The following is a 26061-nucleotide window of genomic DNA, read 5'->3' as shown; positions in this document are numbered from 1 at the left end:
GGAGTTGTGTTTTTTTAATGGAAAATGTACTGATTTGGCCAAAGGAATACCCGTTACTGATCAAAGGATTAGTTGAACAAAATGGGGCCTATATTTTAGATGCTTTAGAAGCTTGGCCTGCATGCCATTCTACCAATGAAGACGATGGTGTATGCACCACTGTATTACCTCCTATTTATTATCTCTCTTGGCTTACACCTCTTGAGCCATTTGAGGAGTGTTATTTTCAGCATATTTCTGAGTTTGATGAAGCTGCGCAGCATTATATTAATGCGATGAAGTCGCACTTTTATGAAAACGATTACACCCCTGAAACGCTTGTATTGATGCTTTGCCAACGTTTAGAACAGTATGCGAGTGCATTTGCGCAATCTGCGGTTAAAACCCCAATTACACTCATTCGCCAATTATTTAACCGTCGCTATTTTACTGTTATTGAACATGTTTTAAGTCAAGGTGCGAAAATGTCCGCGGACGATGTATTAGTTCTGTGGACGGAAGTTGATTTCAGAGAGCGTTTCAGTGGTTTTATACCTGATTCAGTCACTGATCTTGAACAGTTAACAGAGCTTGCCGCAGAAAAAGTCGCCCTAGGTGAAGATTATTTCACGTTATTAAAATTAGTCTCGCCAGATGTCGATTCAGCTTCGCTTCTTGAACAAGCATTGTTAGCTCACTTAAGCCATGAGAATGCTAAGCAAACAATGGCGAAACGCTTTATTGAGCAAGGAGCAACGGGCACTTTAGCAGATGACAACGGCAAAACAGCATTTATGTGGGCTACAGAGAAGGGTTATGTCAATGTTGTTGAGACTTTGCTGGAGCATCAAGATAAAACGATTCAGGATATAAAAGGTAATACAGCATTACACTATGCCGTGTTTGCTGAAAATGAACCATTATTGGTCTTACTCCTCAAACAAGGCTTTGATTATCGCGTACGCAATAACGATGGTTTAAGCTGTTATCGTCTCGCGGTGAGTATAAAAGCAGATAGTCTTGTAAAATGTCTTGAGCGTGAATTTGGCATTAAAGAACTATCACCTGAGGGGCAATTTGATCGTGTTAAGAAAGTGCACTTACTCCACGCAATTGTTACCTTGTTGCTGCCAATGCAGTTATTCTTCTTTTTTGACGACAGTATTGCAATAAAAAGTGAATTAACACTGAGCTTTACTTTGGTGGCTATTTTGTGTTTCTTTTTTGCAACTAGTTTAAAGCGTTGTGCGCTTTATCCACATTTACGTCACCCTTGGGGCTTATTCTTACTGAGGTTATTCTCATTGTTTAGCTTGATTGCTCAAGTGGGCTTAGCCAGTATCGTTGCGTTAGCAACTTTATCCGAACTGGTTTAAATAAAAACGGCAACTTATAGTTGCCGTTTTTATTTGTAACTGTGTTAAACACATAGTGTGATTATTTGTCGTGCTCGTGGGCTGCTTTTTCCTCAGCAAGCTCTTCTTTGAGTTTACGTATTTTTAACCCTAACTCCTGCCCACGATGGCGTGCATAATATGTGCAACCAATAAACATGAGGCTAGCAAAAGTTAACTCTAACAGCACCCAAATGAGCTGATCTTGGGCGACCCACAGTAGTGTAAAGCCATGAATAAAATAGAACATGACAATAAAATTAGCCCACGCATATGTGTAGGGTTTGTCTTGAATAATCCCTTTTAATGGTAGGAGTAATGGCACTATATAAACAACAAATATAAAGGCATTACTATGGCCTTCCCTAGGAGCAATTAGAAATAACCAAATAGGCATTAAAATTAATAAGCCAATGTAACCTGTTAATGCAAATCGCTGAAAACGTTTTGTAATCGGTTTTTTGGCAATAGGGGGGTTTACTTCTGAGTTTGTGCTCATTGTAGTTTACTCGCAATCTGCGCCAAACGTTTTCCAACACTGTGGCAAATTTTCATTTCATCTTTACTGAGAACATTACTATTGTTAGTGCCAGCAACATGTGTTGCACCGTATGGGGTTCCGCCTGTCTCTGTGCTCAGTAATTCGGGCACATCATATGGAACGCCTAGTAACATCATGCCATGGTGTAATAAAGGTAATGATAAGTTAAGTAAGGTTGCTTCGTTACCACCATGCATACTGCTTGATGACGAAAAAACGCAGGCTGGTTTATCGATCAGTTGTCCTTTTAGCCACAGATCACTGGTGGTTTCCCAGAAGCTTTTCGCTTGCGATGCCATCATACCAAAACGGGTAGGGGTGCCAAAGGCGAGACCATCACAATGAATAAGGTCGTCTTTGCTTATGACAATATCGTGAGCTTGGCGTTTAACAAAGGTGCGCAGTAAGGCTGTTACACCTTGCTGTTCAATTGACTCTGCAATTTCGTGGGCCATGGCTTCTACAGAGCCATGACTTGAGTGGTATAACACAACAATGTTAAGTGACATTAAAGTACGCTTAATACGTTTTCAGGTGGACGACCAAGCGCAGCTTTATTATTGTGCTCTACAATAGGACGCTCGATTAATTTAGGGTTTGCCGCCATCGCCGCAATTAGCTTGCCTTCGTCTTGTTCGTTTTTAAGCTCAAGCTCTTTGTAGATGTCTTCTTTTGTGCGCATTAATTCACGTGCAGAGGTGAAACCAAGTTGCGTTACTAACGTGGCAATCTGTTGCTCATCAAGAGGTGTTTTTAAATACTCAACCACATTAGGTTGGACGTTATTACTTTCTAAAAGGGCAAGCGTTTCACGTGATTTTGAACAACGCGGATTATGATAAATAGTCACAGACATGGAGTGTTCTCTAATTTAATAATTTAGCTTATTTTAGGGTAAGCAAGGCGAGACTTAAAGTCTCGCTAGCTCTTTTTGTAGTTGACGATATTGTGTAAGCAATGCTTTTAAACGTTGCTGCTTCACTAGCTCTTCTGGCTCGACGAAATTTAATGCTTTTTGAATTTCGTCAGCAGCTTTTAAGTAGGCACCATATTGCGCCAAAACATCAGCATGTGCTTCATGATACGCCGCTAAGTTTTTTTGCTTTTTATAAACGTTAGCAATCAATTCTTTACCTAAATTATGGTCAGGCTTAGCAAGTAAAAAAGTCTTTAAAACTTGCTCCGCAACATCGTATTGCTCAGCCTCAATAGCCGCATTTGCATAGTTGAGGGTTATAACTTGATTATTTGGTCTATCAATATTTAATTTTGCTAAATAGTCTACGGCTTCATCAGCTTTGCCTTGCGCAATAAGCAGATCAGTGTGGGTATCGATATAAAATAAGTTTTTAGGATCTTTTTTGCGTAATGGCTCAAGTACACTGGCAGCTTCGTCGAGTTTTTTCTGATCTAATAAGCTAATCCCTAAACCATATTTTAGAGCAGTATCGCCATACGCGGTGTTTTCACGCATTAATTTTCGAAAGAGGTCCTCAGCAGCTTCAGACTTTTGATAATAGCGAGCAATAACACGACTTTTTGCTAAATTGAATTCTAAGCTATCTGAGAAATGCTTTTTAGGGTATTGCTCAGCTCTTAAGCGTACATCAGAGACACGGCTTTCGGGTAATGGGTGAGTAAGCAAAAAAGCAGGGGGCTTGTATTTGTAACGGATTTGCGCAGCTAGTTTAGTTAAAAACTCGCTTGATTGGCGTGGATCAAAGCCGGCATTGTTAAGGGTCTGCATGCCAATGCGGTCAGCTTCTTGCTCTGCAGCACGACTGTGAGTGAGTTGGCTAAATGCGGCTTGTGTTTGGTTTGCCGAAATAATCGCAATACCTGCATCAGGTGAGACAACCGTTGCCAGAATACCAGCAATCATACCTGCAATTGTTAAAGCGCTATTGTCTTGTTGTTGTTGGAGTCGACGCGCTAAATGACGTTGTGTTACGTGCGCTATCTCATGGCCCAACACTGACGCAAATTGGCTTTCGTTATCAGCTTGCGCAATAAGTCCAGTGTGAACACCAACATGGCCACCATAGAATGCAAATGCATTAATCTCAGAGTTATTAATCCAGAAAAAAGAAAACGGAAAACGTACATCGTTGGCATTTGCAACTAAGCGACGACCTAAAGTTGTGAGATACTCGTCAAGTACAGGATCATTAACAACAGGTGATGATCCTCGAATTTGCATCATCATTACTTCACCAATTGCTTGCTCTTTTTCAATCGGAAGTGCTTGCAGTGCCGAGGTGCCTAAATCGGGAAGTTTAAAATTTGTTTGTGCCTTTAACGGCTCACTGTGCAAAACCACGAGTGTGAGTAACGCACTGCACAGTGTTATAAAGGCTGATTTAAATCGCATTTTATTCCTTTTTGATCTGCTCACCAAGCATGATTTTAGCAAGGTCTATTTCGTCGCTACATGCACGGCTATCTTTTTCACATAATTGATAGAAATCTTTTATTGTGACTCCACCTAGCTTAACAACGTTCAACTCTCGTTGTAAAAAAGTTATGATTTTATGCACAACCTTATGCGCGTGAAGAATAAGGGCTTTGTCGGCTTTATCGCCACGCTCAAAATAAAAGGCAATAAATTTGTGTAGCTGATTTATGCGAATAAGGTTTTTCATTGTGATCGGGTCCCATACCTTAAACTCCATAAAGCGGTTACCTTTGACATATTGATCAACAAGTGAATCTTTGGCATATGGCGAAGCCCATAACTCAAAACCACGCTCAGTAAAGCTTTGATGTAACGCTATTCTAGGTTTGTTTTCGCAAACAATTTCACCTAAATTGGTTACGTGCCCATCAAGTGTATCAAGATTCCAATTGCTTGTATCAATAAGGCGCTTCACTGCATTATCAAAACCATGGTTTAAAATCCCCTCAGATTCACTCACAGAGGATGCAACCATGTGATAAAACGGAGGTAGCTCCCCCCAGTTAATCTGCTTTTTATACCAATTTATTTCTTTAAGAGTTGGATTAGCAGGTAATTGCGCTTTATTATGCGTGCCAGGCATTAGGTTTCCTTTACTACCAGTTATTAAATAAGGATAAACTATTGTTTTGCGTGTTTTAAGAAAAAAATGAATTTAGATTCATTCTATTGATCTGATTTTGGTATATGCATAGGGCTTATACCAATTGTTCATAGTTATTACGGGATAGTCTCGTTATGTTGAGATGTGATTTGAGGCCGTTTAAGTGCCCGCAACAATTTGTTCAGTTTAAATTAGGACTAAAAAAGGCACAATTAGCGAAACAAACAGTCATTTTTGCATTTGATGTTGCCCATTCAAATCATGATATGCTGCGTTTTTTAGATAAACATCATTATCAATATAGACTTGACCTAAATTTAGGCGAATTAACAGTGGAGCCTGTTTGTGTTTGAATACGTTAAAGCTTGGTACGAAAATAAGTTTTCTGATCCTCACTCAGTGACGCTGTTATTACTTTTAATAGCAACAGTTGCACTGTTTTATTTCTTTGGTTCATTAATTGTTCCTGTACTCGTAGCATTGGTGATTGCATATTTGCTTGATTGGCCTGTTGTGCATTTAGAAAAGTTCGGCTTAAAACGTTTTACGGCCACTGTGCTGGTGATGCTGGTGTTTAGTGGTTTAATGTTGATGATCATTATTGGTATGGGCCCTGTTTTATGGCAGCAAACAAGTAATTTAGTGCAAGAAGCCCCGTACATGGTCGAGCAAGGAAAGGCCTTCTTAATGCATTTACCTGATGACTACCCCAATTTGATTACAACAGATCAAGTTAAGTCTATTGTCAGTAGTGTAGAGACCAAGGTGATTGAATTTGGCCAAGTTGTTTTATCTGCCTCGCTTACTTCTTTAAAAGATGTGGCGGCATGGTTGATCTATCTTATTTTAGTACCACTGCTAGTTTTCTTTATGCTTAAAGATAAACAAGATCTTATCAAAAGTGCTGAGCGTTTAATCCCTAAGCAACGTCGTTTAATCCTGCAAGTATGGCAAGAGATGAATCAGCAGATTATGAATTATATTCGTGGAAAAGTGTTCGAAATTCTAATTGTAGGTACGGCCTCCTTTATTGCTTTTGCTGTGCTTGATTTACGCTACGCGGCATTACTCAGTGTATTAGTTGGTCTATCGGTGCTTATTCCGTTTGTGGGCGCTGCATTGGTAACCATTCCTGTGGCGGCTGTGGCCTTGTTTCAATTTGGATTAGAGACCCAATTTTGGACCATATTGATAATCTACGGCATTATTCAAGCGCTCGATGGCAATGTGCTGGTCCCTTTATTGTTCTCTGAAGCCGTTGACTTAAACCCTGTGTTTATCATTGTTGCAGTGCTGTTCTTTGGTGGGCTTTGGGGGTTTTGGGGAGTATTCTTTGCTATTCCTTTAGCATCACTTGTTAAAGCTCTGATAAATGCTTGGTCGAGCAAGCAAGAGAATTTGATCGAAAGCCAATAGCTCAGCCAATTCTTTAGCATTAAAAAGTATAGAAAACGCACTTTACTGCTTAATTGATTATTACTCTTATACACGGTAAAAATGTAAAATACGTTATAAGATATATCTTTTAGTAATATGGTGCGTTTAATGGCTAACTTTTTTTTCTCCGATGATATAAATCAGCAAATCTATTTAGATGCAAATGCAACGACACCTGTACTTCCTGAAATTGCTGATGTTGTCTCTCATACAATGCAAGTTTGCTTTGGAAATCCGTCAAGTTCTCACATTACTGGTATTCAAGCTAAGCATTTGTTGGAACAGACTCGCCGTAAAGCCCGTGATGTAATTGGGGCGACTGATGGCGACATTTTGTTTACTTCAGGTGCAACAGAAGGTATTCAGACGGCTGTCGTATCGACTTTAATTGCCGCAAAACATCATAAAATAGATAACCCTGTATTGCTCTATGGTGCAACAGAGCATAAAGCAGTTCCTAATACGCTTAAGCACTGGAATACAGTGCTAGATATCAATGCTGAAGTTCTTGCTATCCCCGTTGATAAAAATGGCATTTTAGATCATGAGTTTATTGCTAGTCATGCCTCGCGCGCGTTAATGATTTGCACTATGGCAGTGAATAATGAAACCGGTGTGTTCCAAGACCTAACAGCAATTGAAAAAGTGATCCGCAGTAAAAATACGGATGTTGCTTGGATGGTAGATTGTGTACAAGCACTAGGAAAAACGGATTTATCACTCAGTAAAACGACAATTGATTACGCACCATTCTCAGGTCACAAGCTATATGCACCAAAAGGGATAGGTGTTTTGTATATTCGCAAGGGCAGTGCATATACGCCATTTATTGCTGGAGGTGGCCAAGAAAGTGGCATGCGCTCAGGCACAGAAAACTTACCAGGTATTGCAGGATTAAATAAACTTTTTTCATTGTTGTTAGATAAAGAAGACGATGTTTTTAAACCTATTGAGCTGCTAGATGCTTATCGTAAGCAGTTACATGCAGCATTAGTGGATACTTTTGGTGACATTACATTTAACCATCGCTTTTCATGCTCAGTACCCACAACACTAAACTTTGCAGTTAATGAGTTAACAAGCAAAGAGGTGATGGATTTATTTGATGCTGCGGGTATTCGTGTCAGTGGTGGGTCTGCATGTAGCTCGGGAGCGAATCGTAGTTTTGTTCTTGATGCTATGGGTGCATCTGATTGGCAAAGTGAGAATGCCATTCGTATGTCGTTTGGTCCAGCAGCAAGCCAGCAAGAAATTGATTATGCATGCGAGAAAATTCGTTCATTAAAACCGATTCTTGAAGCAAACTGTTTAGTTGTTTCAGACAGTACAACACCCCAACATGAGGTGTGTGCGATTGGTCTAACTCAATTAAGACATCAAGCTGCGTGCTGCTGGTTATATGTTGATAGTAACAAGCATGCGGTGATTATCGATCCTATTATTGAACTTATTCCGCGTTTAGCAAAAATGGTTGCGACACAAGGATTAACAGTTCTCGCTATTTTAGACACCCATCAACATCAAGAACGACTTTCTGCACGATGTTTATTAAGTAAAGAATTGGCTGAACACTGTATTGCTGGTGAAGTCGATGAACTAGGCTGGCCGATTAAGGCGGAACAGATTGAACTAACCGATATGTGTTTGAGCAAAGTTGCAACACCAGGGCACAGCCAAGACAGTGTTAGTTATTTGCTCAAAGATAACAAAACTAAGGCCATTAGTTATTGTTTTTGTGGAGACTTAATTTTACCCGGTGGGTTAGGTAATACTTCACTTGAAGGTGGTGATGCCGCTCAGATGGCTCAGTCATTAAAGTATATTGCAAATACCATAGATGATAAAACAGTGATTTGCTCTGGCCATGATTATCAGCAGTGCTTTGCAATGGATTGGCATGCACAGCAGGCGACAAATCCGCTATTAAGCCGGTTGCTCAATGAGCAGATTTCTGACGCCGAGTTTATTGAACTAAAGCAACAAAACGATCAGCAAAAACAAGCTGTAAATCATAGCTTGTGCGGCTATGTAGATACATTAGAAAGCCCGCCCACGAAGCAGTTAACATCAACAGAAGCAAAAGCAATGCTTTGCCAAAAGGACACCTATCTAATCGATACGCGCGAGCCTTATGAGCATAGTGTGGTTGATATCGCAGAGCAGTTTAAGATTGATGATTCTCACGTTATTAATATTCCACTTAGCCGCATGGCTAATGAGATTATGCAGGGGCATCTAAATAAATGTAATTGTTATATCTTAATATGTCGTAGTGGGAATCGCTCAAAACAAGCTGCTAAGAACCTATCTCAGTTAGGTTTTGAGAATGTCTATAACCTTGATGGTGGGTTAGCTTTATTGTAGCGAACAATACCAACTTCCAATAATACTTAATCATTTAATTAAGCAAGTTGGTATAAGAAAGCCGCATGTTAATGCGGCTTTTTCGTAACAGTATTGAATCGTTAGGTTTTTGGCCCTGAACTTTCACGAACAACTAATGACGGGGTAAATGTCGTGATGATCTCTTTGTCTTGGTTCCGTGCTCCTCGTGTCTTTCTAAATAATAGGCGAGCAGCGTGCTGAGATATAACATCATTGGCTTGATGAGCTGTTGTCAGCTTTGGCCATGTTTGACGCGAGAAAGGCGAGTCTTCGAATCCTGTAATAGACAATTGCTCAGGGATTTCAATTCCCATTAAACGTGAAGCAAATAAAGCACCAGCTGCCATTTCATCGTTTCCGCCTAAAAGAGCCGTTATTTGTAGCGGGTTATCGGTTCCCAAGAGTGCTTTCGCACCTTCAACACCTGACTCGAACGAATATTGGCCTTCGTAGATTAACTCATCATTTAGGGCAATATTGTGATCTTTTAATGCTGCTTGATACCCTTCTAAACGTTCAGTTGTTGATTTATGCTCTTTGTCACCACATAAAAAGCCAATATGAGTATGGCCTAGTGATAATAGGTGAGAGGTAATTTCGTAAGCGGCCTCGTAGTCATTAACAAAGATGCAGGTATCTTGCTCTTCATCAGTAGGACGGCCAGATAACACACGAACATAATGAATCCCCATTTCATCGAGCATATCAATAATACTACTTTGTTCAGATAAAGGAGGGGTCAAGACTAAACCAGCCAAGCGAGAACGCTTAATCATGGTTTTAAAATCATCTTCCATGTTGCTGTCTAGGTAATTACATGGATGGATAACCAGCTCGTAGCCTTCTTCCTTGCAGCGTGATAAAACACCATTTTGCATATCGATAACATAATATGCATTAGGGTTGTCATAGACTAAGCCTACAGTGAAAGAAGATGTTCCGGCAAGGTTACGAGCTGCTAAGTTCGGTTGGTAGTTAAGCGTATTAACAGCGTCCATGACGATATCGTAGGTTTTTTTTCTAACCGATGGCTCTTTATTTATGACTCGCGACACGGTTTTCATGGAAACCCCCGCAAGCTTAGCTACATCATTTATTGTTACTTTCATACTGTTACTTTATAGTTAGTTTAAATTGTATTATAATAATACTGAAAGATGGTTAGCCCATGCACTTTAATTCTTAATAAATACATTAATATTTAATATAAGTTGTTTAGTGTATCGAATGTTCAAACAAATTAGCAGTAAAATAATTGAGATAATTTTTATGATACCGGTGTCAAAAGAGAAAAATTGCGCTATTATCTCGACTATAAAATGTAAAAGTAGGACATTGACAGCGTTGTCATTTTAACTTAGTGTTAACCAACTTCGTGTTTTTAATTGCTGTCTTTATTCATTTTAATTAAAAAGATAGTTACATATCAAATTGTTGCAAGTTTTTTAGGGGATTTCATTTATGAGCAACCGTTCGCAGTTAGCTAGTTGGCAAGCATTGAGTGACAGTGCAAAAAAGATGAAACAAATTCATCTTAAAGATTTATTCGCCAATGACAGCTCGCGCTTCGAGCAGTTTTCCGCTCAAATCCCAGGCGTTTTATTTGATTATTCAAAGCAACATATAGATAAAACAGTATTTGAGCAGCTAATTGCACTAGCGAATGAATGTGATATCAGCTCATGGCGTGAAAAAATGTTCATCGGTGAAAAAATTAATATCACCGAAGATCGCGCCGTACTTCACACTGCACTTCGTAACCGCGCTAATTCGCCCGTTATGGTTGATGGCGACAATGTAACGAATGACGTGAACAACGAACTTGCTAAAATGAAGCAGTTCGTTAATAAGGTTCGCAGTGGCGAGTGGTTAGGTTATACCGGTAAGGCCGTAAAAGATGTTGTGGCGATTGGTGTTGGTGGCTCAAACTTAGGCCCACAAATGGCCACTGAGGCACTTGCAGCCTATGCCGATGACACATTGAAAGTGCATTATGTTTCAAATGTTGATGGCGTACAGATTGCCTCTGTATTAAAAGAGTTAAATGCTGAAACAACGCTTTTTGTTATTTCATCAAAAACATTTACAACATCTGAAACCATGACCAATGCAAAGTCAGCGGTTGAATGGTTTTTACAATCGGCGCAAGCACAAGAGCACATTGCCAAACATTTTGTAGCTGTGAGCACTAATTTAGAAAAAACAGCTGCGTTTGGAATTGCAGATGAAAACGTATTCACAATGTGGGATTGGGTCGGTGGTCGCTTTTCGCTATGGAGTGCGATAGGATTACCAATCGCATTGTATTTAGGCTTCGAAGCGTTTGAAGAGATCCTTGAAGGTGCGTTTGAAGTTGATGAACATTTCAAGACGGCTAAATTTGAACAAAACGTACCGCTATTAATGGCGCTATTAAGTGTCTGGAATACAAGCTTTTTAGGTCATACATCGCAAGCAATATTGCCGTACGACCAAGCATTGCATATGTTACCTGCTTACTTACAGCAAGGTGAAATGGAAAGCAACGGTAAACATGTAAACTTTGCTGGCGAAACAGTGCCTTATACGACAGTACCTATTATTTGGGGTATGACTGGTATAAATGGTCAGCACGCATTTTATCAATGCTTGCACCAAGGCAATGTAATTGTGCCCGCTGATTTTATTGCGTCTATTGAGCCGCAAGTGAATGTTGGCAAGCATCATGATATTTTATTATCAAACTTTTTTGCTCAAACAGAAGCCATGATGGCAGGCGTTGATGCAGAGCAAGTAACGGCTGATTTAACCGCGAAAGGTAAATCGGAAGCCGAAATTGCAGAATTACTGAATCATAAGATTCACCAAGGCAACCGCCCAACCACGTCAATGCTACTGGACAAAGTGGATGCAAAAACAGTGGGTCGTTTAATTGCACTTTATGAGCACAAGATTTTCTGCCAAGGGATTATCTTAGAGATTTGCTCATTCGACCAATGGGGTGTTGAACTAGGTAAAGGACTTGCCTCTAAAATTGAAGCTGAACTATTTGATGACGCAGTGAGTCACCCACACGATAGCTCAACCAATGGACTGATCGCTTACTATAAAGCACATCGTAAGCAGTAAAAGATTCGCAGCATTAGCTGTAAACCAAATACCTTTGAACGGGTAGCGCTGGAGTTCTTAGGGCCTGTATTTTTGTGAGAGGATTTACAGAGCCCCTAAGACTCATTTACTTCAGCCAAAATAAGAACAATGAGTAAGCTACTTACATAAATTCAATAGGCTTTGTTAAGTGTTTTTAAACATCGCCAATCATCCAAACAACAATTCGCATTGCCACACTGCATGAAGTGAAGACATGGCATTGCCAATGTAGAGAGTGATATATGCTAAATCCATTTGATATCGTAATTTTTGGGGGCGGTGGCGATCTTGCGTTACGCAAATTACTACCTGCAATGTATCGCGCTTATCAAGAAGGCAACCTGCCTCAAGGTTCTCGCATTCTCCCTACGGTACGTGACCAAAGTAAGCGAGAAGAGTACATCGAAACAGCAGATAAAGCGTTGCAAGAGTTTCTTGGCAAGGGTGAATATAACGCCAAAGACTGGAAAGCGTTTTCTGCTTACTTAGTGCCTGTTGTGACTAATGTTACAGAAGCGGATGCTGATTGGGATAAGTTAAAAGACATTTTAGATGAGCATGAAGCGGACAAGTCTCGTGTATTTTACCTGTCATTACCGCCAGCAGTGTACGGTAGTTGTTGTGAGATTTTATCATCGAAAGGCCTGATCACAGACACATCGCGTGTGGTTGTTGAAAAGCCGATTGGTTACTGTGGAAAATCCGCAGAAGAAATTAATGCAAAAATTGCCGAGTATTTTACTGAGGAACAGATTTTCCGAATCGACCATTACCTTGGTAAAGAGACGGTACAAAACTTAATGGCACTGCGTTTTTCAAACTCATTGTTTGAAAATCTTTGGGATGCTAAGTCGATTGATAATATCCAAATCAGTCTATCAGAGACAGTGGGCCTTGAAAGCCGTGCTGGCTTCTACGATAAAGCGGGTGCACTTCGTGATATGGTGCAAAACCACTTATTACAGCTGCTTTGTCTTGTTGCAATGGAGTCGCCAAACAAATTAACAGCCAATAGTATTCGCACAGAAAAACTAAAAGTGCTTGAATCACTGCGTCCGCTTGTGGCGGAAGATGTTGATGCAAATATTGTTCGAGGCCAATATGTACCTGGTAATTTAGATGGCAAAATCGTGCCAGGCTACTTAGAAGAATTAAACGAAGGCGCAAGTAAAACAGAAACATTTGTTGCTATTCGTGCGCACATTGATAACTGGCGTTGGGCAGGTGTTCCTTTCTATCTTCGTACTGGTAAGCGTATGAAAAAGCGTTGTGCTGAAATTGTTGTTGAGTATAAAAAAGTTTCTCACAATGTATACAGCGATAACGTTGGCAATATTGAGCCAAACCGCTTAGTGATCCGCCTGCAACCAGAAGAAACAATTCAATTAACGCTTATGTCAAAGCGTCTTGATAATTTAGAAATGCAGTTAGAGCCTGTGACAATGAATATTGAGTTGTCTCAAGCATACAGTAATGGTTTCCATTCTGATGCATACAAACGTTTAATGCTTGATGCGGCTGCTAATAACCCTTCACTATTTATCCACCGCGATGAAGTTCGCCAAGCTTGGAAGTGGATTGATCCAATTATCGAACGTTGGCAAGAAAAAGGCGCTCCCTCGTTATACCGTGCAGGTAGCTGGGGTCCCGAAGATGCTGATGAATTACTAGATGAAAATAACCATGTATGGTTTAACACTGGCGATAAGGCGTAAATACGATGGCAACAATTGTTGAAAAATTCTTTGCGACTAAAGATGAGTTAACAGCTGAGCTTTCTTCAAGTTTAGAGCAAAGTTTAGTATCAGGCATTAAACAAGATGGCCGTGCAGTATTAATGGTATCTGGTGGTTCGTCACCGGCACCTGCGTATGAACACTTATCTAACCTTGAGCTTGATTGGGCAAATATTGATGTTGCTATGGTAGATGAGCGTTGGGTTGATGCGTCACATGAAAAAAGTAATGAAGCATTTATTAAAAGCACGTTATTACAAAACCAAGGCGCAGCAGCTAACTTCATTACGATGAAAAATAGCGCAGCGACTGCAAAAAAGGGCGTTGCTGAATGTGAAGCAGCATACCAATCTTTAAAGCGTCCTTTTGATGTAACAATTTTAGGTATGGGGCCAGATGGTCATACTGCTTCTCTTTTCCCACATGCTGAAGGTTTAGAGCATGGTTTAGCTACAAATGATTTAGTTTGCGCTATTAATGCTATTGAAAGTGATGTTACAGGTAAGATAACTGAGCGTATGACATTAACACTTGCTGCCATTGCTGATTCTAAAGTGGTCAAGTTATTAATCAGTGGCGAAGAAAAGCTTGAAGTGTATAAACAAGCAAAGCAGGGCGGGGCTGTTGCAGACATGCCTTTACGCGCTGTTTTGAATCACCCAACAATTAATATTGAAGTTTATTGGGCTCCATAATTACTTGTTTTAAAAACATTAAACGAAAGCGAGCTTGAGGCTCGCTTTTTTATTTAAATAAGGAACAAAAAGCATTAGACATTAAATAATATGCTCGTTATAATTTAAAAATGACAACGCTGTCATTAGTATTGATTTTTATTCTCAATCCCCTTGACGCTTTCTGCCCTGAAAAAGTTAAATAAAATTTATCAATGTTGGCGTGGTTATAAAAATACACCTTAATTCAAAACTAATTGATTGTTAGTTAAGCCTTTTTTTATAACTTTTGGTTGTGGCTAATAATTAACCTCTGGAAAGTAAAGCTTACAAAAATTGCTTAAAATAGGTGCTTTGTACCTAAAAACTCTCAACTATGCTTTTCATATACTTTAAATCTCATGTTATATTTGCGCCGTTTAAATGTAACAATTCTTAAATGCTCAATATTAAATTTCATTAATTTCAATATCTTAATTATTTTGTTGTAAATTTTTTGCACAAAACAGCCAAAAAGATGTAGCACAAATGTAATTTAGAGTGTATGGTTTGTTACTAGATGACAGCGTTGTCATCATCACTGGGCAGAAGTGATATAAAACCAACAAAATGATTCAAGGGGAATCCTGTGTTAGCTAAAAATTTTAAGAAGAGCTTATTAGCAGTTAATATCGGTCTTGTAATGAGTGCCGGATTCACTGGTGCTGCCTATGCAGCAGATGAAACAAAAGTTCAAGAGGACGTTGAAGTTATTGAAGTTCGCGGTATTCGCCGTTCACTTGAAGCGTCAATGAATACTAAACGCTTTGCTGACAGCGTTGTCGATGCTGTTTCTGCAGAAGATGTAGGTAAGTTTCCTGATGGTGACGTAGGTGAAGCGCTTGGCCGTATTTCGGGCGTTGCAGTTAACCGTCAGTTTGGTCAAGGCCAGCAAGTATCGATCCGTGGTGCATCTAGCCAACTTACACGTACTCTTTTAAACGGTCAAACAGTGGCATCAACTGGTTGGTACGACCAACAGTCTATCGACCGTAGCTTTAACTACACTCTATTACCACCTGAGCTTGTAGGTGAAATCCAGGTTTATAAATCGTCACAAGCTGACATCGTTGAAGGTGGTGTAGGTGGTACTGTTATTGTTAATACACGCAAACCACTAGACCTTGATGCTGGTACGACTTTCTTAAGTGCTAAAGCAGATTACGGTACGATTTCTGAAGAAACTGACCCGCAAATTTCAGGTTTATTTAGCTGGAAAAATGACGAAGAAACATTTGGTGTTCTAGGTTCAGTTTCATGGGCAGAAACGAACTATCAACGTAATGGTATTGAGTCACTAATTGGTTGGGGTGACATTGTTCCTACCACTTTCCAACAAGAGCGTGAGCGTACGGCATTAAATGCTACATTCCAGTATCGTCCAACTGAAAATCTAGAATTAGGCTTGAATATCATGAGCCTAGAGTTAGATGCAAACAACGCAAATACCTCAAACTTCGTGATGTTCCCTGACGATAAAGATGCAGCATGTGAGCAAACGAATGCATCAGGAACGTGTACTTTCTACCGTCGTACTGGCGAAGGTGCAAATCCAGGTTGGGTACAAACATGGGCGCGTATTGCGAGCATGACATCAGATACAGCTGATTTTAGCCTTAAATATGAAGGTGAAAACTTCACATTAAAAGGTCGTTTCGGTACTACTGAATCAGAAGGTGGTACAGACTTAACAGCGAACTACGGTAACTTCATTGGTTTACCCTCTGATTATGCGGGTACGTATGATGCAACTGGCGAAGTAATTAAAATTGATATCAATAATAAATACTTTGAACCATCAGATTTTACAGGTCCACTTTCTCCAGCTGGTTGGTCACTTAAGAAACAGCCTAATACAGATGAAGAAACATACGCACAGTTAGATCTTACCTTCCCAGTAGATTTTGGTGCGATTACAGCTATTAAAACAGGTTTCCGCTGGGCTGATCACGAAGTTAAACAAGAAACTTACTCAACGACACTAACTGATGTATTACCTACGGGTGATGGTGAAACATACTTCTCAGGTACTATGTCTTCAGGTGCAGGTTTTACTCTACCTGAGCCAGACTTTGATAGAATGATTACAGATGCTCGTGCCGCAATTGTAAGCTTTGATAACGACTCAGATGTGTATCGTTCAGGCTATGGTACAATTGAAGAAGAAAACTTTGCTGTGTATGCAATGGCAGAATTCTCTGCAGAATCTATTCGTGGTAACTTTGGCTTACGCTATATTTCTACAGATGCTGAATCTGACTACTATGGCTTTGCCAACGGTACTTATGAAAGCACATTAAGCACAGATAAAGCGAGCTACAACGATATTTTACCAAGCATTAACATTGCTTTTGATATCGCTGAAGATGTGATTCTACGTACTTCTGCAGCACAGGTTATTGCACGTCCTAACTATACCGATATGTTCTCTGCGTCTTCATTTGCAGGTTATTCAGATGGCACAGCAGGTAACGAAGTATTAACAAAAGGTAATGTGGGTCTTAACCCATTCAAAGCAACTCAGGCCGATTTAGGCATCGAGTGGTACTTTGATGGTGATGGCATGGTAAGTGCGACGTACTTCTTTAAAGACATCACTTCATTTGTTACATCTAGTCAAATCTTAAACCAACAGATTGGTGTATTTGACCCTGATACGCAAGGTGATAACTGGACTCTTTCAACTAAGTTGAATGCAACAGGCGGTCAAATTGAAGGTATCGAGCTACAAATTCAAGATGGTTTTGACAGTGGTTTTGGTTACTCAGTTAACTATACGTTTGTAGATGCACCGTCTGAGGCTGAAAATTACCCAGATCAAATTCCTCTATTCTCTGATTCATCTGAGCATACAGTAAACTTAGTGGGTTACTATGAAACAGATACTTACTCAGCGCGTTTAGCTTATAACTGGCGTTCAGAGTACATGATTCGTGAGCTTCCTGGTTTCTATGGTAACCGTGAGCACCAATCATACGGTACATTAGATTTCAGCGCGAACTACAGTGTAACTGAGAATATTGATGTAACATTTGAAGCTGTTAACTTAACTGAAGAAGACAGCATTCAAATTGGTGTTGCACCAAGCGATGCTGAAGTGGTTCCAGAGCTTCGTAATGGCTACCCAGCATGGAGCTTTGAAGGTGAAGCACGCTACAAGCTAGGTGTTACGCTTCGTTTCTAATTTTAATTAGATAACGAATCTATTAAAGCCCAGTTTGTACTGGGCTTTTTTGTGAGTAAATGAAAGCGAGTTAATAATGATAAAGAAAATCGCAATTGTTGGTGGCGGAACCGCAGGCTGGTTAGCTGCTAACCATTTAGGACAGTCTCTGCAAGGAAGTAACATTGAGATTACTTTAATAGAATCACCGACTATTCCTACAATCGGTGTTGGCGAAGGTACAGTGCCTTCAATGCGTAACTCATTACAAAAGTTTGGTATTAGCGAAAGCGATTTTATTAATGAATGTGATGTGACATTTAAGCAATCAATTAAGTTTGTTAATTGGTTGGATAAAACAAAACATGGCAGTAATTTTTATCATCATTTGTTTGATCATCCTCATATTTTCGGTGAGCAACTAACAGATGCTTGGCTTGCTGCAAATGAGTCGTCTGACTATGCTTCGTTTGTTTCAAAGCAGCACTTATGTTGTGAAAAAAAATTAGCACCCAAGACGATTACTACCCCAGAATTTATGGGTGTTAATGGCTATGCTTATCATTTTGACGCCAAAAAATTTGCTGCATTTTTAAGTCGTCATGCAGAGCAATCTTTTTCTGTAAAACATCATTTTGCAGATATAAAAGATGTTGTAGTAGATGATGCAGACTACATAACACACTTAGTTGATGAACATGATGTGGCAATGGCATTTGACTTTGTTATTGATTGCACCGGTTTTTCTGCAGCAATTCTTGGCAACAAGCTGGGAGTTGAGTTTTTAGATAAGTCAGCGTGCTTACTAACAGACACTGCGATCACTCTACAAGTTCCTACCTCGCCAGATGATGAAATTCCTCCCTATACAATTGCAACCGCGCACCAAGCAGGCTGGATTTGGGATATTGCCCTCACACAGCGAAGAGGTGTTGGTTTTGTGTATTCATCTAAATATATGACTGAACAACAAGCGTTAGACAAATTACACAAATATTTAGGTGAAAAGTTTAACCATCTAACTCCCAGAAAAATCCCCATGAAAGTAGGGCGAAGGGAAAAAATGTGGCATAAAAACTGTGTCGCCATTGGTCTATCGCAAGGATTTGTAGAACCACTCGAAGCCACTGCAATTTTAATCGCTGACTTTTCTGCAAACCTACTAGCAAAGCGTTTTCCTCGCTGTAAAGCGGATATTGCATTAGTGATTGATGACTACAATCGCCATGTTAATTACGTGTGGGAGCAGACGTTTGACTTTATAAAAATGCATTACTGTATTTCAGACAGAACTGATTCTGAGTTCTGGATTGATAACCGTAAAGATGAGCAACTATCTCCGCAATTGAAAAATAACTTAGCGCGTTGGCAAAGATTTGCGCCAAATAGAGAAGACTTTGCAAGTAAGTTTGATTTGTTCGACCTTGAGAATTACTTGTATGTATTGTTTGGCATGCGTTACCTTCCTGCATCAGACACACTAAATACTGTGCGCGGTTTTGAGCAATTAACATCGTTAAAGCAACAGCGAGTTAATCAGTTGTTAGGTGAGCTTCCAACACACAGAGCGCTGCTCGAGAAAATTAAAAAGTTTGGAATGCAAAAACAGTAAACAGCAAATAAGTGGCTTTTAATTAACAAGCCACTTATTCAATTCTAAAAAACGATGAAATAGAGAGTCGACTATTTTTAATATCTTGGCTATATGGTAGGTTGTTTTTTAAGGCCGCACTATGAAGCAGGTTGCTTTTATAAAGTACCACACGGTTTGGTTTTGCCTCTATATCAATAACCTTTTCAAATAGCTCCGTACTTTCATCTAAATAGCCTTGATGTGTACTTTCATGTTGTTGTACGTTTTTGATTATATCGTGGACGATATTTTGATTTTCAGCGGTAATTTTAATTGTATTTGTTGGTTTGTATTTATAAATACCTGTACCACCCCATTCTTTACTTGATAAATAATGTACAGCAGCATAGGTTTTATCATCTGTTGAATCAATATGTGGCATGCGCTGCATGACATGTAATTCATTAGCAGATTGCGTTACAACCGAGAGCTTACATTTATGCAAATAGAGATTGTTATTTCCAGAATCTATAACGCCTTCCGTTATTAAGCTTTGCAGTAGTTGTTCAAACACTCGGTAATAAGGGGCTGGCATTTCGTCGCGTTTACCAGGGTACAAGGTGCCATCTGTGCCGATAGGTTGAAAGTATGCGACGTTTGATGCGAAATGATAAACACCTTGAAGATGGCTTAAAAAATCATCAATAATAATGATGTTTTCATCAATACTTTCAATATTGATTACCTGCACTTTATAGTTTTTATTTAATTGATAACTTTCCATTTAAATGCTCAGTAAATTCCTCATCATTAATGAATATACTAACAAAAATAATTAGTTAGAGGCGAGGGGATTTTGCCTTAATTTACCGCTTTTCTAGGCTGTTTTTTAACCGTTGTTGAGTAATTATTTGTGTTAAAAAATAATGTACAATCTGCCACAAAATTTTCACTTCCTTTTTGTGTCTAAAACCGATAGGCTTTGGGCACTAACAGCAAAACATATATAAAATTATAATGGAGCAGTATCATGGCGGAGCAACAAGTACAGCCTTTACATAACGAAAAACATGCCAACACTAAAATTCAAAACGGCATCCATGTCGAGTTCATGAAATCTCAGCATTTAGTTCCTGTGGTTGCCCACGAATTTGCACGTATCGCAAATGAATTTCCAATGGCTTTTGTTAAAAACAATGAATCAGGTCAATTCCAAGCTGTTGCGATCTTTGGTCTAGAGCCAGGCGAAAACTTATTTATCGAAGATGACAAGTGGACAGCCGCTTTCGCACCTATGGCGATGACACGTTATCCTCTTGGTCTAGTAAAACACCCTGAGGGTGACCAATTTGGTATCGTTATTGACGAAGCAAGCCCACTTGTAAGTGAAGAAACGGGTAATGCACTTTTCGAAAATGGTGAAGAGACTGAATACCTTAAACGTCGTAAAGAAGCACTTGTTTCTTTCATCGAGTTTTCTCAAGTAACAGACGCATTCACTAAGTTCTTAGCTGATAAAGAGCTTTTAGTTGCGCAAACATTAACTGTAGATATCAAAGGTGAGAAAAAAGACATCAGTGGTATTTACCTTGTAGATGAGAAAAAGCTAAACGCATTAAGCGATGAAGAGTTCCTTGAGCTTCGTAAGCGTGGCTATTTAGCGCCTATCTACTCATTCTTAACGTCTACTCATCAAGTAGCACGTCTGGCACGTTTAAAAGCTGCTAAAGCATAATTTTAAACTGCGAAGGAAAGCGCCATTTGGCGCTTTTTTTATTTCTTTCATCGGGTAATACTTGAAAATTACCGACGAATTATTCACATTGGGCTTATCACCAAAATAAATATAAGTGCCCATTATGTTAAAAACATTACTCACCTCAGCCATTGCGCTTAGCGCATTGTCACTCAGTGTTCCAACTTACAGCGCAGAGCAGCCGTTTGCTATTGCCATTCATGGTGGTGCTGGCACCATAGAAAAAAGCCGCTTTACAGCAGAACAAGAAAAAGCCTATCGGGCAAAATTAAAAGAGGCAGTAGAAACTGGCTATGCAGTGCTAGAGAAGGGCGGTGAGAGCTTAGATGCAATTACAGCAGCTATCAATGTACTTGAAAACTCGCCATTTTTTAATGCTGGTCGTGGTGCTGTGTATACCTATGATGGCGCGCATGAATTAGATGCTTCGATAATGGATGGCCGTAATCGACAAGCTGGCGCAGTTGCAGGCATTAAACACATTGAAAACCCAATCAACCTTGCTCGTTTAGTGATGGAAAAGTCAGTGCACGTGATGCTGAGCGGTCAAGGGGCTGAAGACTTTGCAAAAACGCAAGGTGTTCCTTTGGTTGAAAATAATCTGTTTGATACAGAAAGTCGCTATGAAGCACTTTTAAAAGCTAAAGAAAAACTAGATAAGCAACAAGTAACCAGTAAAGATTATCAAGCAGCACATCAAGCCTTGCCAGTAAATTATAAAATGGGCACCGTCGGTGCCGTTGCGCTTGATAAAAACGGCAATATCGCCGCAGGCACTTCAACCGGTGGCATGACGGCGAAACGCTTTGGCCGCGTTGGTGATGCACCAGTAATTGGTGCAGGTACCTTTGCTGAAAACGAGTCATGTGCAGTATCGGCGACAGGGCATGGTGAGTACTTTATTCGTTACAATGTGGCTGCTGACATTTGCGCGCGTGTAAAATACCAAGGTAAAACGATAGTTGAAGCGGGTAACGAGGTGATCCACGATGTTTTAATGCCTGTTGGCGGTACAGGTGGCGTGATTATCATTGATGCTAAAGGCAATATCAGCTTACCGTTTAATACTGCGGGTATGTATCGTGCAAGCAAATCAAATACATCACCAACGTATGTGGGTATTTTTAAAGACGAATAATTAATCTTCAGACAATAAAAAACCGAGTTCAACTCGGTTTTTTATTGTCACCAAAGTTATTGGCGATTAATTTTCACCTGGAAGGGTGTTTCATCTTGATTCGTTGAGCGATAAGGGTTGATGTCTAAACCACCTCGGCGTGTATAGCGGGCATACACTTCAAGCTCTTCAAGGTTTAATTGCTGCATTAAATCACAGTAAATACGCTCTACACACTGCTCATGGAACTCGTTATGAGTACGAAACGAAATCAAATATTTTAATAAGGCTTCATGGCAGATTGCTTGACCTTTGTAGCGAATAATCACGCTTGCCCAATCTGGCTGTGAGGTAATTAAACAGTTCGATTTTAGCAAATGGCTGTGTAGTGTTTCTGAGATAACGTCATCGCCACTGTGACGAAGCGAGCTTGCGTCGATATCATAACTGGTGATTTCGATATCAAGATCATCAATACACTCGCCTGGTAACGCCGTAAATGGCAAGCAGTTATAATCGTCAGCTTTATATAAAGTGACGACGACAGGCGCATTCACGGCGGCAGATAAATCGCTAGTAAGAGCTTGCTGTACGTCTTCAATAGCTGCAAAGCGTGTCTGGTTAAAACTATTCAGATACAGCTTGAATGATTTTGACTCAATGATGTGACTGCTTTGACAAGGAAACACAAATGTCGCTACAGCAACCATTGGTTTACCCTTATTATTGAGCCACGATAACTCATAGCCAGTCCACATATCTTGCCCTTTGAATGGTAAGTTATTTTCGCTAACACCTAACGCGTCACGATTAAGTTTACGGGCAATAGGAAACAATAAGTTAGGTGTGTAGGTGTCTATATACTCAGTTGATTTACCAAGCACACTGTCTTTTAATTCGGGAGAGTTGCTGTAATCTGTCATCTTTACACTTTTGTGGTTACAATGGCGACATTATACCCAAAGCTAATGAGTTTCGCAGTATGTCCGTTTCTTTAAAACTAGAAAAACTACACCAAGCATTTAGTGAAAAATGCCTAGAGCGCACGGGAAGGTTACCTGTTATTGAGCATGATGAAGCATGGCCTAGCCCGTGTGAGCAAGGTGATGTTGATGAGCAAGGCCTTATTCAATGGCGAGCAGCACCGCAACAGCCCAAGGGATCTTTAAATGATTTAGCAAATGCTTTAGCGCTTAATTTTCCTGAAGAGCTGAGTGTGTTATTTGGCCACCTGTATGCAGGAAACTTGCTAGTTCGCATCGACGATCATCATATTGAGTTGCTGCAAGCATGGAATGAAGACGATTTTAGCCGTTTGCAGCAGAATATTACTGGCCATGTACTCATGAAACGTAAGTTAAAGCAGCCAGAAACGGTGTTTATGGGTCTTACAGAGCAAGATGACTTACTTATTACTGTACTGGTTGAAAGCGGGGAGGTTTGCTTAGAGTATGTGGGTAAAAAGCCACATCATGTACTAGCAAACAGCATCAGTGAGTTTTTAGATAAAGTAACGGTGTAAACTTAATAAGTAAAAAGGGGCGATTGCCCCTTTCATGTATCTGGTTATTGCCTTTATTAAGTTATTGAAAGTCCCAAGAGATATTCGAAACAATGCCACAAGGCTCGCAACGAAAATCAAATAAGCCAAACCATGGTTCGGGCAGCCTCCAATCTCCATTACAGCTAGGGCAACGACGTTCAAGCTCTGATTCTTTATCGACGCCGCCAACGCGATACAAATAGTAATAAACTGGCTTCTTTGTTAGATAGCTAATACGCTTAGTGATATCTCGCCCACGGCGGTATAAATCACTGTTGATACTGGTTAGTTCCTCAAGAGCAGGAAACTCACAACGGGTTGCACCATTGATCTGAATTTGATCGCATGCTTGCCAGTCTTCTTGCCATTTTATCAGTGTTTTGTAATCACCATTGGCAATCGCAGGAATACGAAATAACGGCACAGGTAAAAAGTCATCACCACAATAAACAGGACTACAGGTATGCACGTAGGTGGTGTATAAAATATAGCACGACGGATCATCACACATATCTGCGCCATTTGAGTGAATGTCTTGGCCAATCACTTTAACTTTTGGAGCAAGTAAGCCCGCAGTGTGCAATTGCTCAATACTGTGTTTTACAAATGGGCTGTTATTAAGAGGATGCATTGCATCTTCGGTTGGGCACATCACGCGGGTGATAAAAAATCCATCTTTTAGAACAGTAGGAAATTCATCACCAATAATCTGGCCGTTAAAACGAAGCGCATTGACTAAGCGGTTTATTGCCTGCTCGGCAAGCTCTAAGGTGGTATCTTGGTAGCAATCAAAAGTCAGATCGACAACAAACATTATTTTTTCTCAAGCAGTGCTAATAACCTATCTAATTTTGCTTCAATACGATCCAATTGACTTTCTTTTGGTGTACTTAGTTTCTCATTTGATGGGTTATTAATGAAATTTTTTATTGAATCCGGATTGTTTTTATATTGGCTTACAGCTGCAATGATCACTGGCATCGGCATAGGTTCTGCTAGCTTACTTTTTGTTAGGGCAACTGTTGGGGTTTTACCTTCATCAAGAAGGGTTTTAATTGCATCAAATACAACGGCATTCATTTTTGTATAAACTCTTTAATAAAGACTAAAAAGCACCGTAGCATATGGGCCACAGTGCGCGTGTATGGTAGCAATAATAGAGGTGGAGTGAAATTAATTTCCTTATTTACACGCTAAAACTAGGTATATTAGTGTGTAAATAAGGAGCGAAAGCTACTGGCGTAACCTTGCGTCTAATTCGTCAATCACCTCGCTCCATGCACCATCTTCAGCTAATGACTCGGCTAGAAAATGTTGCTGTGCTTCATCCCAAAACGGAGCTTCCTGTAACAAAGTTGTATCTGACAATTGATGTGAGGCTATAAAAGCGTCTATTTCGCTCTCTTTACATGGTAAACCAAGTTGTGCAAAGAGGGTTGAAATATCATGTTTTGTCGTATCCATAGTTCTGCTCCTTGTGTATGGTGATAATTTATTACTGCTTAAAATTAATAATGGAGAATGTCAGTTTAACTTACGCTGAATTTGTTTTTAGCTTTGCTTAGGTATATATATAGTCTAGTGGTAAAAATAATAAAGCCAAATAAAGGATGAGTATGACAACGATAGCCGAACACGACACATTCAGTGTGCAATACCTCAGTGCTGAAGATATCAGTATAGCTGCAAGTCTTATTTACCAAGCTTATTATGATGACCCTGTGCTAAAGAATGTACTTGGATACCAACCAGATAACCCCACTAAATACGAAAGTAAGCTCAGAGCCCTTGTGCGTGAAGAACTAGCCAGCTTTTGGCAAGAAAAGCAGCCGTTAATTGGATTGTACTCTCAAAAAAGATTGAAAGCCGTTGCGTGTGTTTTTGACTCAAACAGTGAACTTCAAGCCGAACGTTACTGGCACTGGCGCTTGAAATTAATGCTTAGTGCAGGGTATTTGCAAACCAATCAATTGATTGAAAAAGAGCGCACAATACGAGAAGCATTATCGCAAAAAGCACCTTATTTATTTTTAGCCTTTATTGCCGTGGACCCGCACTTTCAGGGGCAGGGCCTTGGGCGATATTTACTAAGAGGGCTTGATGATTTATTACAAAGCAGTCCTAATACATCGGGTCTTGCTGTATTTGTGACACGCCCAGAACAGCGCGAGTTTTTTACCTCAGAGAGCTTTGAAGTATTTAAGTCACTAAGCTTTAATCAGGTTAATGGTGACCTTATGTTTAAGAGCGCAAAATAACCAACGGACGTTTTGGAAATTGCAATGTGAGATTTATCTCACATTGCTGTAAGTATTATCAGAATAAACACTCAAATTTTGTACCCAATTTTACTTATCTTAATGTTTTTAAAAGAATTCTCTTTTCTTACTTTAATATGAACGCAAAAAAATTGCTTTTTGTACCTATCCTGATTTCCTTATTCCTCTAAACTTAATCATGTCAAGACGACACAGGTTCAATGAGTGAACTGATGCCAAGGATTAGGACGCTGGCAATTTAGCAAAGAGGCTTAGCA

Annotated in this window: 23 protein-coding genes; 12 read left to right on the top strand and 11 right to left on the bottom strand. The window is 39.8% G+C overall.

From position 1 onward, the window contains the following. The first annotated feature begins 17 nt into the window (after positions 1–17). Positions 18–1355: an ankyrin repeat domain-containing protein gene (locus L3Q70_RS10690; protein WP_237114245.1), complete on the top strand. Its 1338-nt coding sequence runs from the start codon at positions 18–20 to the stop codon at positions 1353–1355. A gap of 61 nt (positions 1356–1416) precedes the next feature. Here the strand turns inward: L3Q70_RS10690 and L3Q70_RS10685 are convergent, their stop codons facing one another. Genes L3Q70_RS10685 through L3Q70_RS10665 form a run of 5 tightly spaced genes read right to left on the bottom strand, consistent with a single transcriptional unit; the run spans position 1417 to position 4952 of the window. Beyond that, positions 1417–1872 (bottom strand): DUF2069 domain-containing protein, encoded by a 456-nt coding sequence (locus tag L3Q70_RS10685; protein ID WP_062569931.1) that lies wholly within the window; start codon positions 1870–1872, stop codon positions 1417–1419. Next, positions 1869–2423 carry an NAD(P)H:quinone oxidoreductase gene (gene wrbA, locus L3Q70_RS10680; protein ID WP_193987542.1) on the bottom strand — a complete coding sequence of 185 codons (555 nt, stop codon included), beginning with the start codon at positions 2421–2423 and terminating at the stop codon, positions 1869–1871. Before wrbA ends, L3Q70_RS10685 begins: the two co-directional genes overlap by 4 nt. Continuing rightward, positions 2423–2770, bottom strand: coding sequence for an arsenate reductase (glutaredoxin) (arsC, locus tag L3Q70_RS10675; protein WP_062569933.1), 348 nt, complete (start codon positions 2768–2770; stop codon positions 2423–2425). Before arsC ends, wrbA begins: the two co-directional genes overlap by 1 nt. Before the next feature lie 54 nt (positions 2771–2824). Continuing rightward, positions 2825–4285: a M48 family metalloprotease gene (locus tag L3Q70_RS10670; RefSeq protein WP_062569934.1), complete on the bottom strand. Its 1461-nt coding sequence runs from the start codon at positions 4283–4285 to the stop codon at positions 2825–2827. A 1-nt stretch (position 4286) separates the two neighbouring features. Further along, positions 4287–4952, bottom strand: coding sequence for a hypothetical protein (locus L3Q70_RS10665; protein ID WP_193987541.1), 666 nt, complete (start codon positions 4950–4952; stop codon positions 4287–4289). A 366-nt stretch (positions 4953–5318) separates the two neighbouring features. On the opposite strand from L3Q70_RS10665, the gene L3Q70_RS10660 reads away from it, so the two are divergent. Further along, positions 5319–6389, top strand: a complete 1071-nt coding sequence (locus tag L3Q70_RS10660) for an AI-2E family transporter (protein ID WP_062569937.1) — start codon at positions 5319–5321, stop codon at positions 6387–6389. A gap of 129 nt (positions 6390–6518) precedes the next feature. Then, complete coding sequence (locus L3Q70_RS10655) at positions 6519–8774, top strand: aminotransferase class V-fold PLP-dependent enzyme (protein WP_237114244.1); 2256 nt, start codon at positions 6519–6521, stop codon at positions 8772–8774. 101 nt (positions 8775–8875) lie between these two features. On the opposite strand, the gene L3Q70_RS10650 is transcribed toward L3Q70_RS10655, so the two are convergent. Then, positions 8876–9904 (bottom strand): LacI family DNA-binding transcriptional regulator, encoded by a 1029-nt coding sequence (locus L3Q70_RS10650; RefSeq protein WP_062569939.1) that lies wholly within the window; start codon positions 9902–9904, stop codon positions 8876–8878. A 352-nt stretch (positions 9905–10256) separates the two neighbouring features. Between L3Q70_RS10650 and pgi the strand changes: the two genes are divergently transcribed. The 5 genes from pgi (at position 10257) to L3Q70_RS10625 (ending at position 19148) form a co-directional block, all read left to right on the top strand. After that, positions 10257–11903 (top strand): glucose-6-phosphate isomerase, encoded by a 1647-nt coding sequence (pgi, locus tag L3Q70_RS10645; RefSeq protein ID WP_237114243.1) that lies wholly within the window; start codon positions 10257–10259, stop codon positions 11901–11903. A 263-nt stretch (positions 11904–12166) separates the two neighbouring features. Continuing rightward, on the top strand, positions 12167–13639 hold the full coding sequence (gene zwf, locus L3Q70_RS10640; RefSeq protein WP_062569941.1) for a glucose-6-phosphate dehydrogenase: 1473 nt from the start codon (positions 12167–12169) through the stop codon (positions 13637–13639). Positions 13640–13644: 5 nt separating this feature from the next. Further along, positions 13645–14355, top strand: coding sequence for a 6-phosphogluconolactonase (pgl, locus tag L3Q70_RS10635; protein ID WP_062569942.1), 711 nt, complete (start codon positions 13645–13647; stop codon positions 14353–14355). A 607-nt stretch (positions 14356–14962) separates the two neighbouring features. Further along, positions 14963–17557: a TonB-dependent receptor gene (locus L3Q70_RS10630; RefSeq protein WP_157066218.1), complete on the top strand. Its 2595-nt coding sequence runs from the start codon at positions 14963–14965 to the stop codon at positions 17555–17557. A gap of 76 nt (positions 17558–17633) precedes the next feature. Next, complete coding sequence (locus L3Q70_RS10625; protein WP_346657783.1) at positions 17634–19148, top strand: tryptophan halogenase family protein; 1515 nt, start codon at positions 17634–17636, stop codon at positions 19146–19148. A 34-nt stretch (positions 19149–19182) separates the two neighbouring features. Here the strand turns inward: L3Q70_RS10625 and L3Q70_RS10620 are convergent, their stop codons facing one another. Further along, on the bottom strand, positions 19183–19893 hold the full coding sequence (locus tag L3Q70_RS10620) for a DUF6445 family protein (protein ID WP_193987535.1): 711 nt from the start codon (positions 19891–19893) through the stop codon (positions 19183–19185). Between the two features lie 246 nt (positions 19894–20139). Between L3Q70_RS10620 and L3Q70_RS10615 the strand changes: the two genes are divergently transcribed. Together L3Q70_RS10615 and L3Q70_RS10610 are read left to right on the top strand one after the other, a co-directional pair. Beyond that, positions 20140–20844: a SapC family protein gene (locus tag L3Q70_RS10615; RefSeq protein ID WP_062569945.1), complete on the top strand. Its 705-nt coding sequence runs from the start codon at positions 20140–20142 to the stop codon at positions 20842–20844. Positions 20845–20968: 124 nt separating this feature from the next. Then, positions 20969–22003 carry an isoaspartyl peptidase/L-asparaginase gene (locus tag L3Q70_RS10610; RefSeq protein ID WP_237114242.1) on the top strand — a complete coding sequence of 345 codons (1035 nt, stop codon included), beginning with the start codon at positions 20969–20971 and terminating at the stop codon, positions 22001–22003. 56 nt (positions 22004–22059) lie between these two features. Here L3Q70_RS10610 and queF read toward each other — a convergent pair whose 3' ends face one another. Next, positions 22060–22905, bottom strand: a complete 846-nt coding sequence (queF, locus tag L3Q70_RS10605; RefSeq protein ID WP_237114241.1) for an NADPH-dependent 7-cyano-7-deazaguanine reductase QueF — start codon at positions 22903–22905, stop codon at positions 22060–22062. Between the two features lie 59 nt (positions 22906–22964). Between queF and syd the strand changes: the two genes are divergently transcribed. Continuing rightward, positions 22965–23504 carry a SecY-interacting protein gene (gene syd / locus L3Q70_RS10600; protein ID WP_062569948.1) on the top strand — a complete coding sequence of 180 codons (540 nt, stop codon included), beginning with the start codon at positions 22965–22967 and terminating at the stop codon, positions 23502–23504. Between the two features lie 61 nt (positions 23505–23565). Here syd and L3Q70_RS10595 read toward each other — a convergent pair whose 3' ends face one another. The 3 genes from L3Q70_RS10595 to L3Q70_RS10585 all read right to left on the bottom strand — a co-directional run bounded on the left by L3Q70_RS10595 (position 23566) and on the right by L3Q70_RS10585 (position 24989). Next, complete coding sequence (locus tag L3Q70_RS10595) at positions 23566–24339, bottom strand: Zn-ribbon-containing protein (RefSeq protein ID WP_062569949.1); 774 nt, start codon at positions 24337–24339, stop codon at positions 23566–23568. Continuing rightward, positions 24339–24605: a hypothetical protein gene (locus tag L3Q70_RS10590; protein WP_062569950.1), complete on the bottom strand. Its 267-nt coding sequence runs from the start codon at positions 24603–24605 to the stop codon at positions 24339–24341. Before L3Q70_RS10590 ends, L3Q70_RS10595 begins: the two co-directional genes overlap by 1 nt. Positions 24606–24758: 153 nt before the next feature. Then, on the bottom strand, positions 24759–24989 hold the full coding sequence (locus L3Q70_RS10585; RefSeq protein ID WP_062569951.1) for a DUF2789 domain-containing protein: 231 nt from the start codon (positions 24987–24989) through the stop codon (positions 24759–24761). 152 nt (positions 24990–25141) lie between these two features. Between L3Q70_RS10585 and L3Q70_RS10580 the strand changes: the two genes are divergently transcribed. Continuing rightward, entirely contained in the window at positions 25142–25783 is a 642-nt protein-coding gene (locus tag L3Q70_RS10580) for a GNAT family N-acetyltransferase (RefSeq protein WP_062569952.1), read from the top strand. Positions 25784–26061: the final 278 nt, after the last annotated feature.

Source organism: Pseudoalteromonas sp. CF6-2 (assembly GCF_021729425.1).
Lineage (GTDB): Bacteria > Pseudomonadota > Gammaproteobacteria > Enterobacterales > Alteromonadaceae > Pseudoalteromonas > Pseudoalteromonas arabiensis.
Note: the sequence above shows the minus strand (reverse complement) of the source record. Positions and strands in the feature narration are given on the sequence as shown.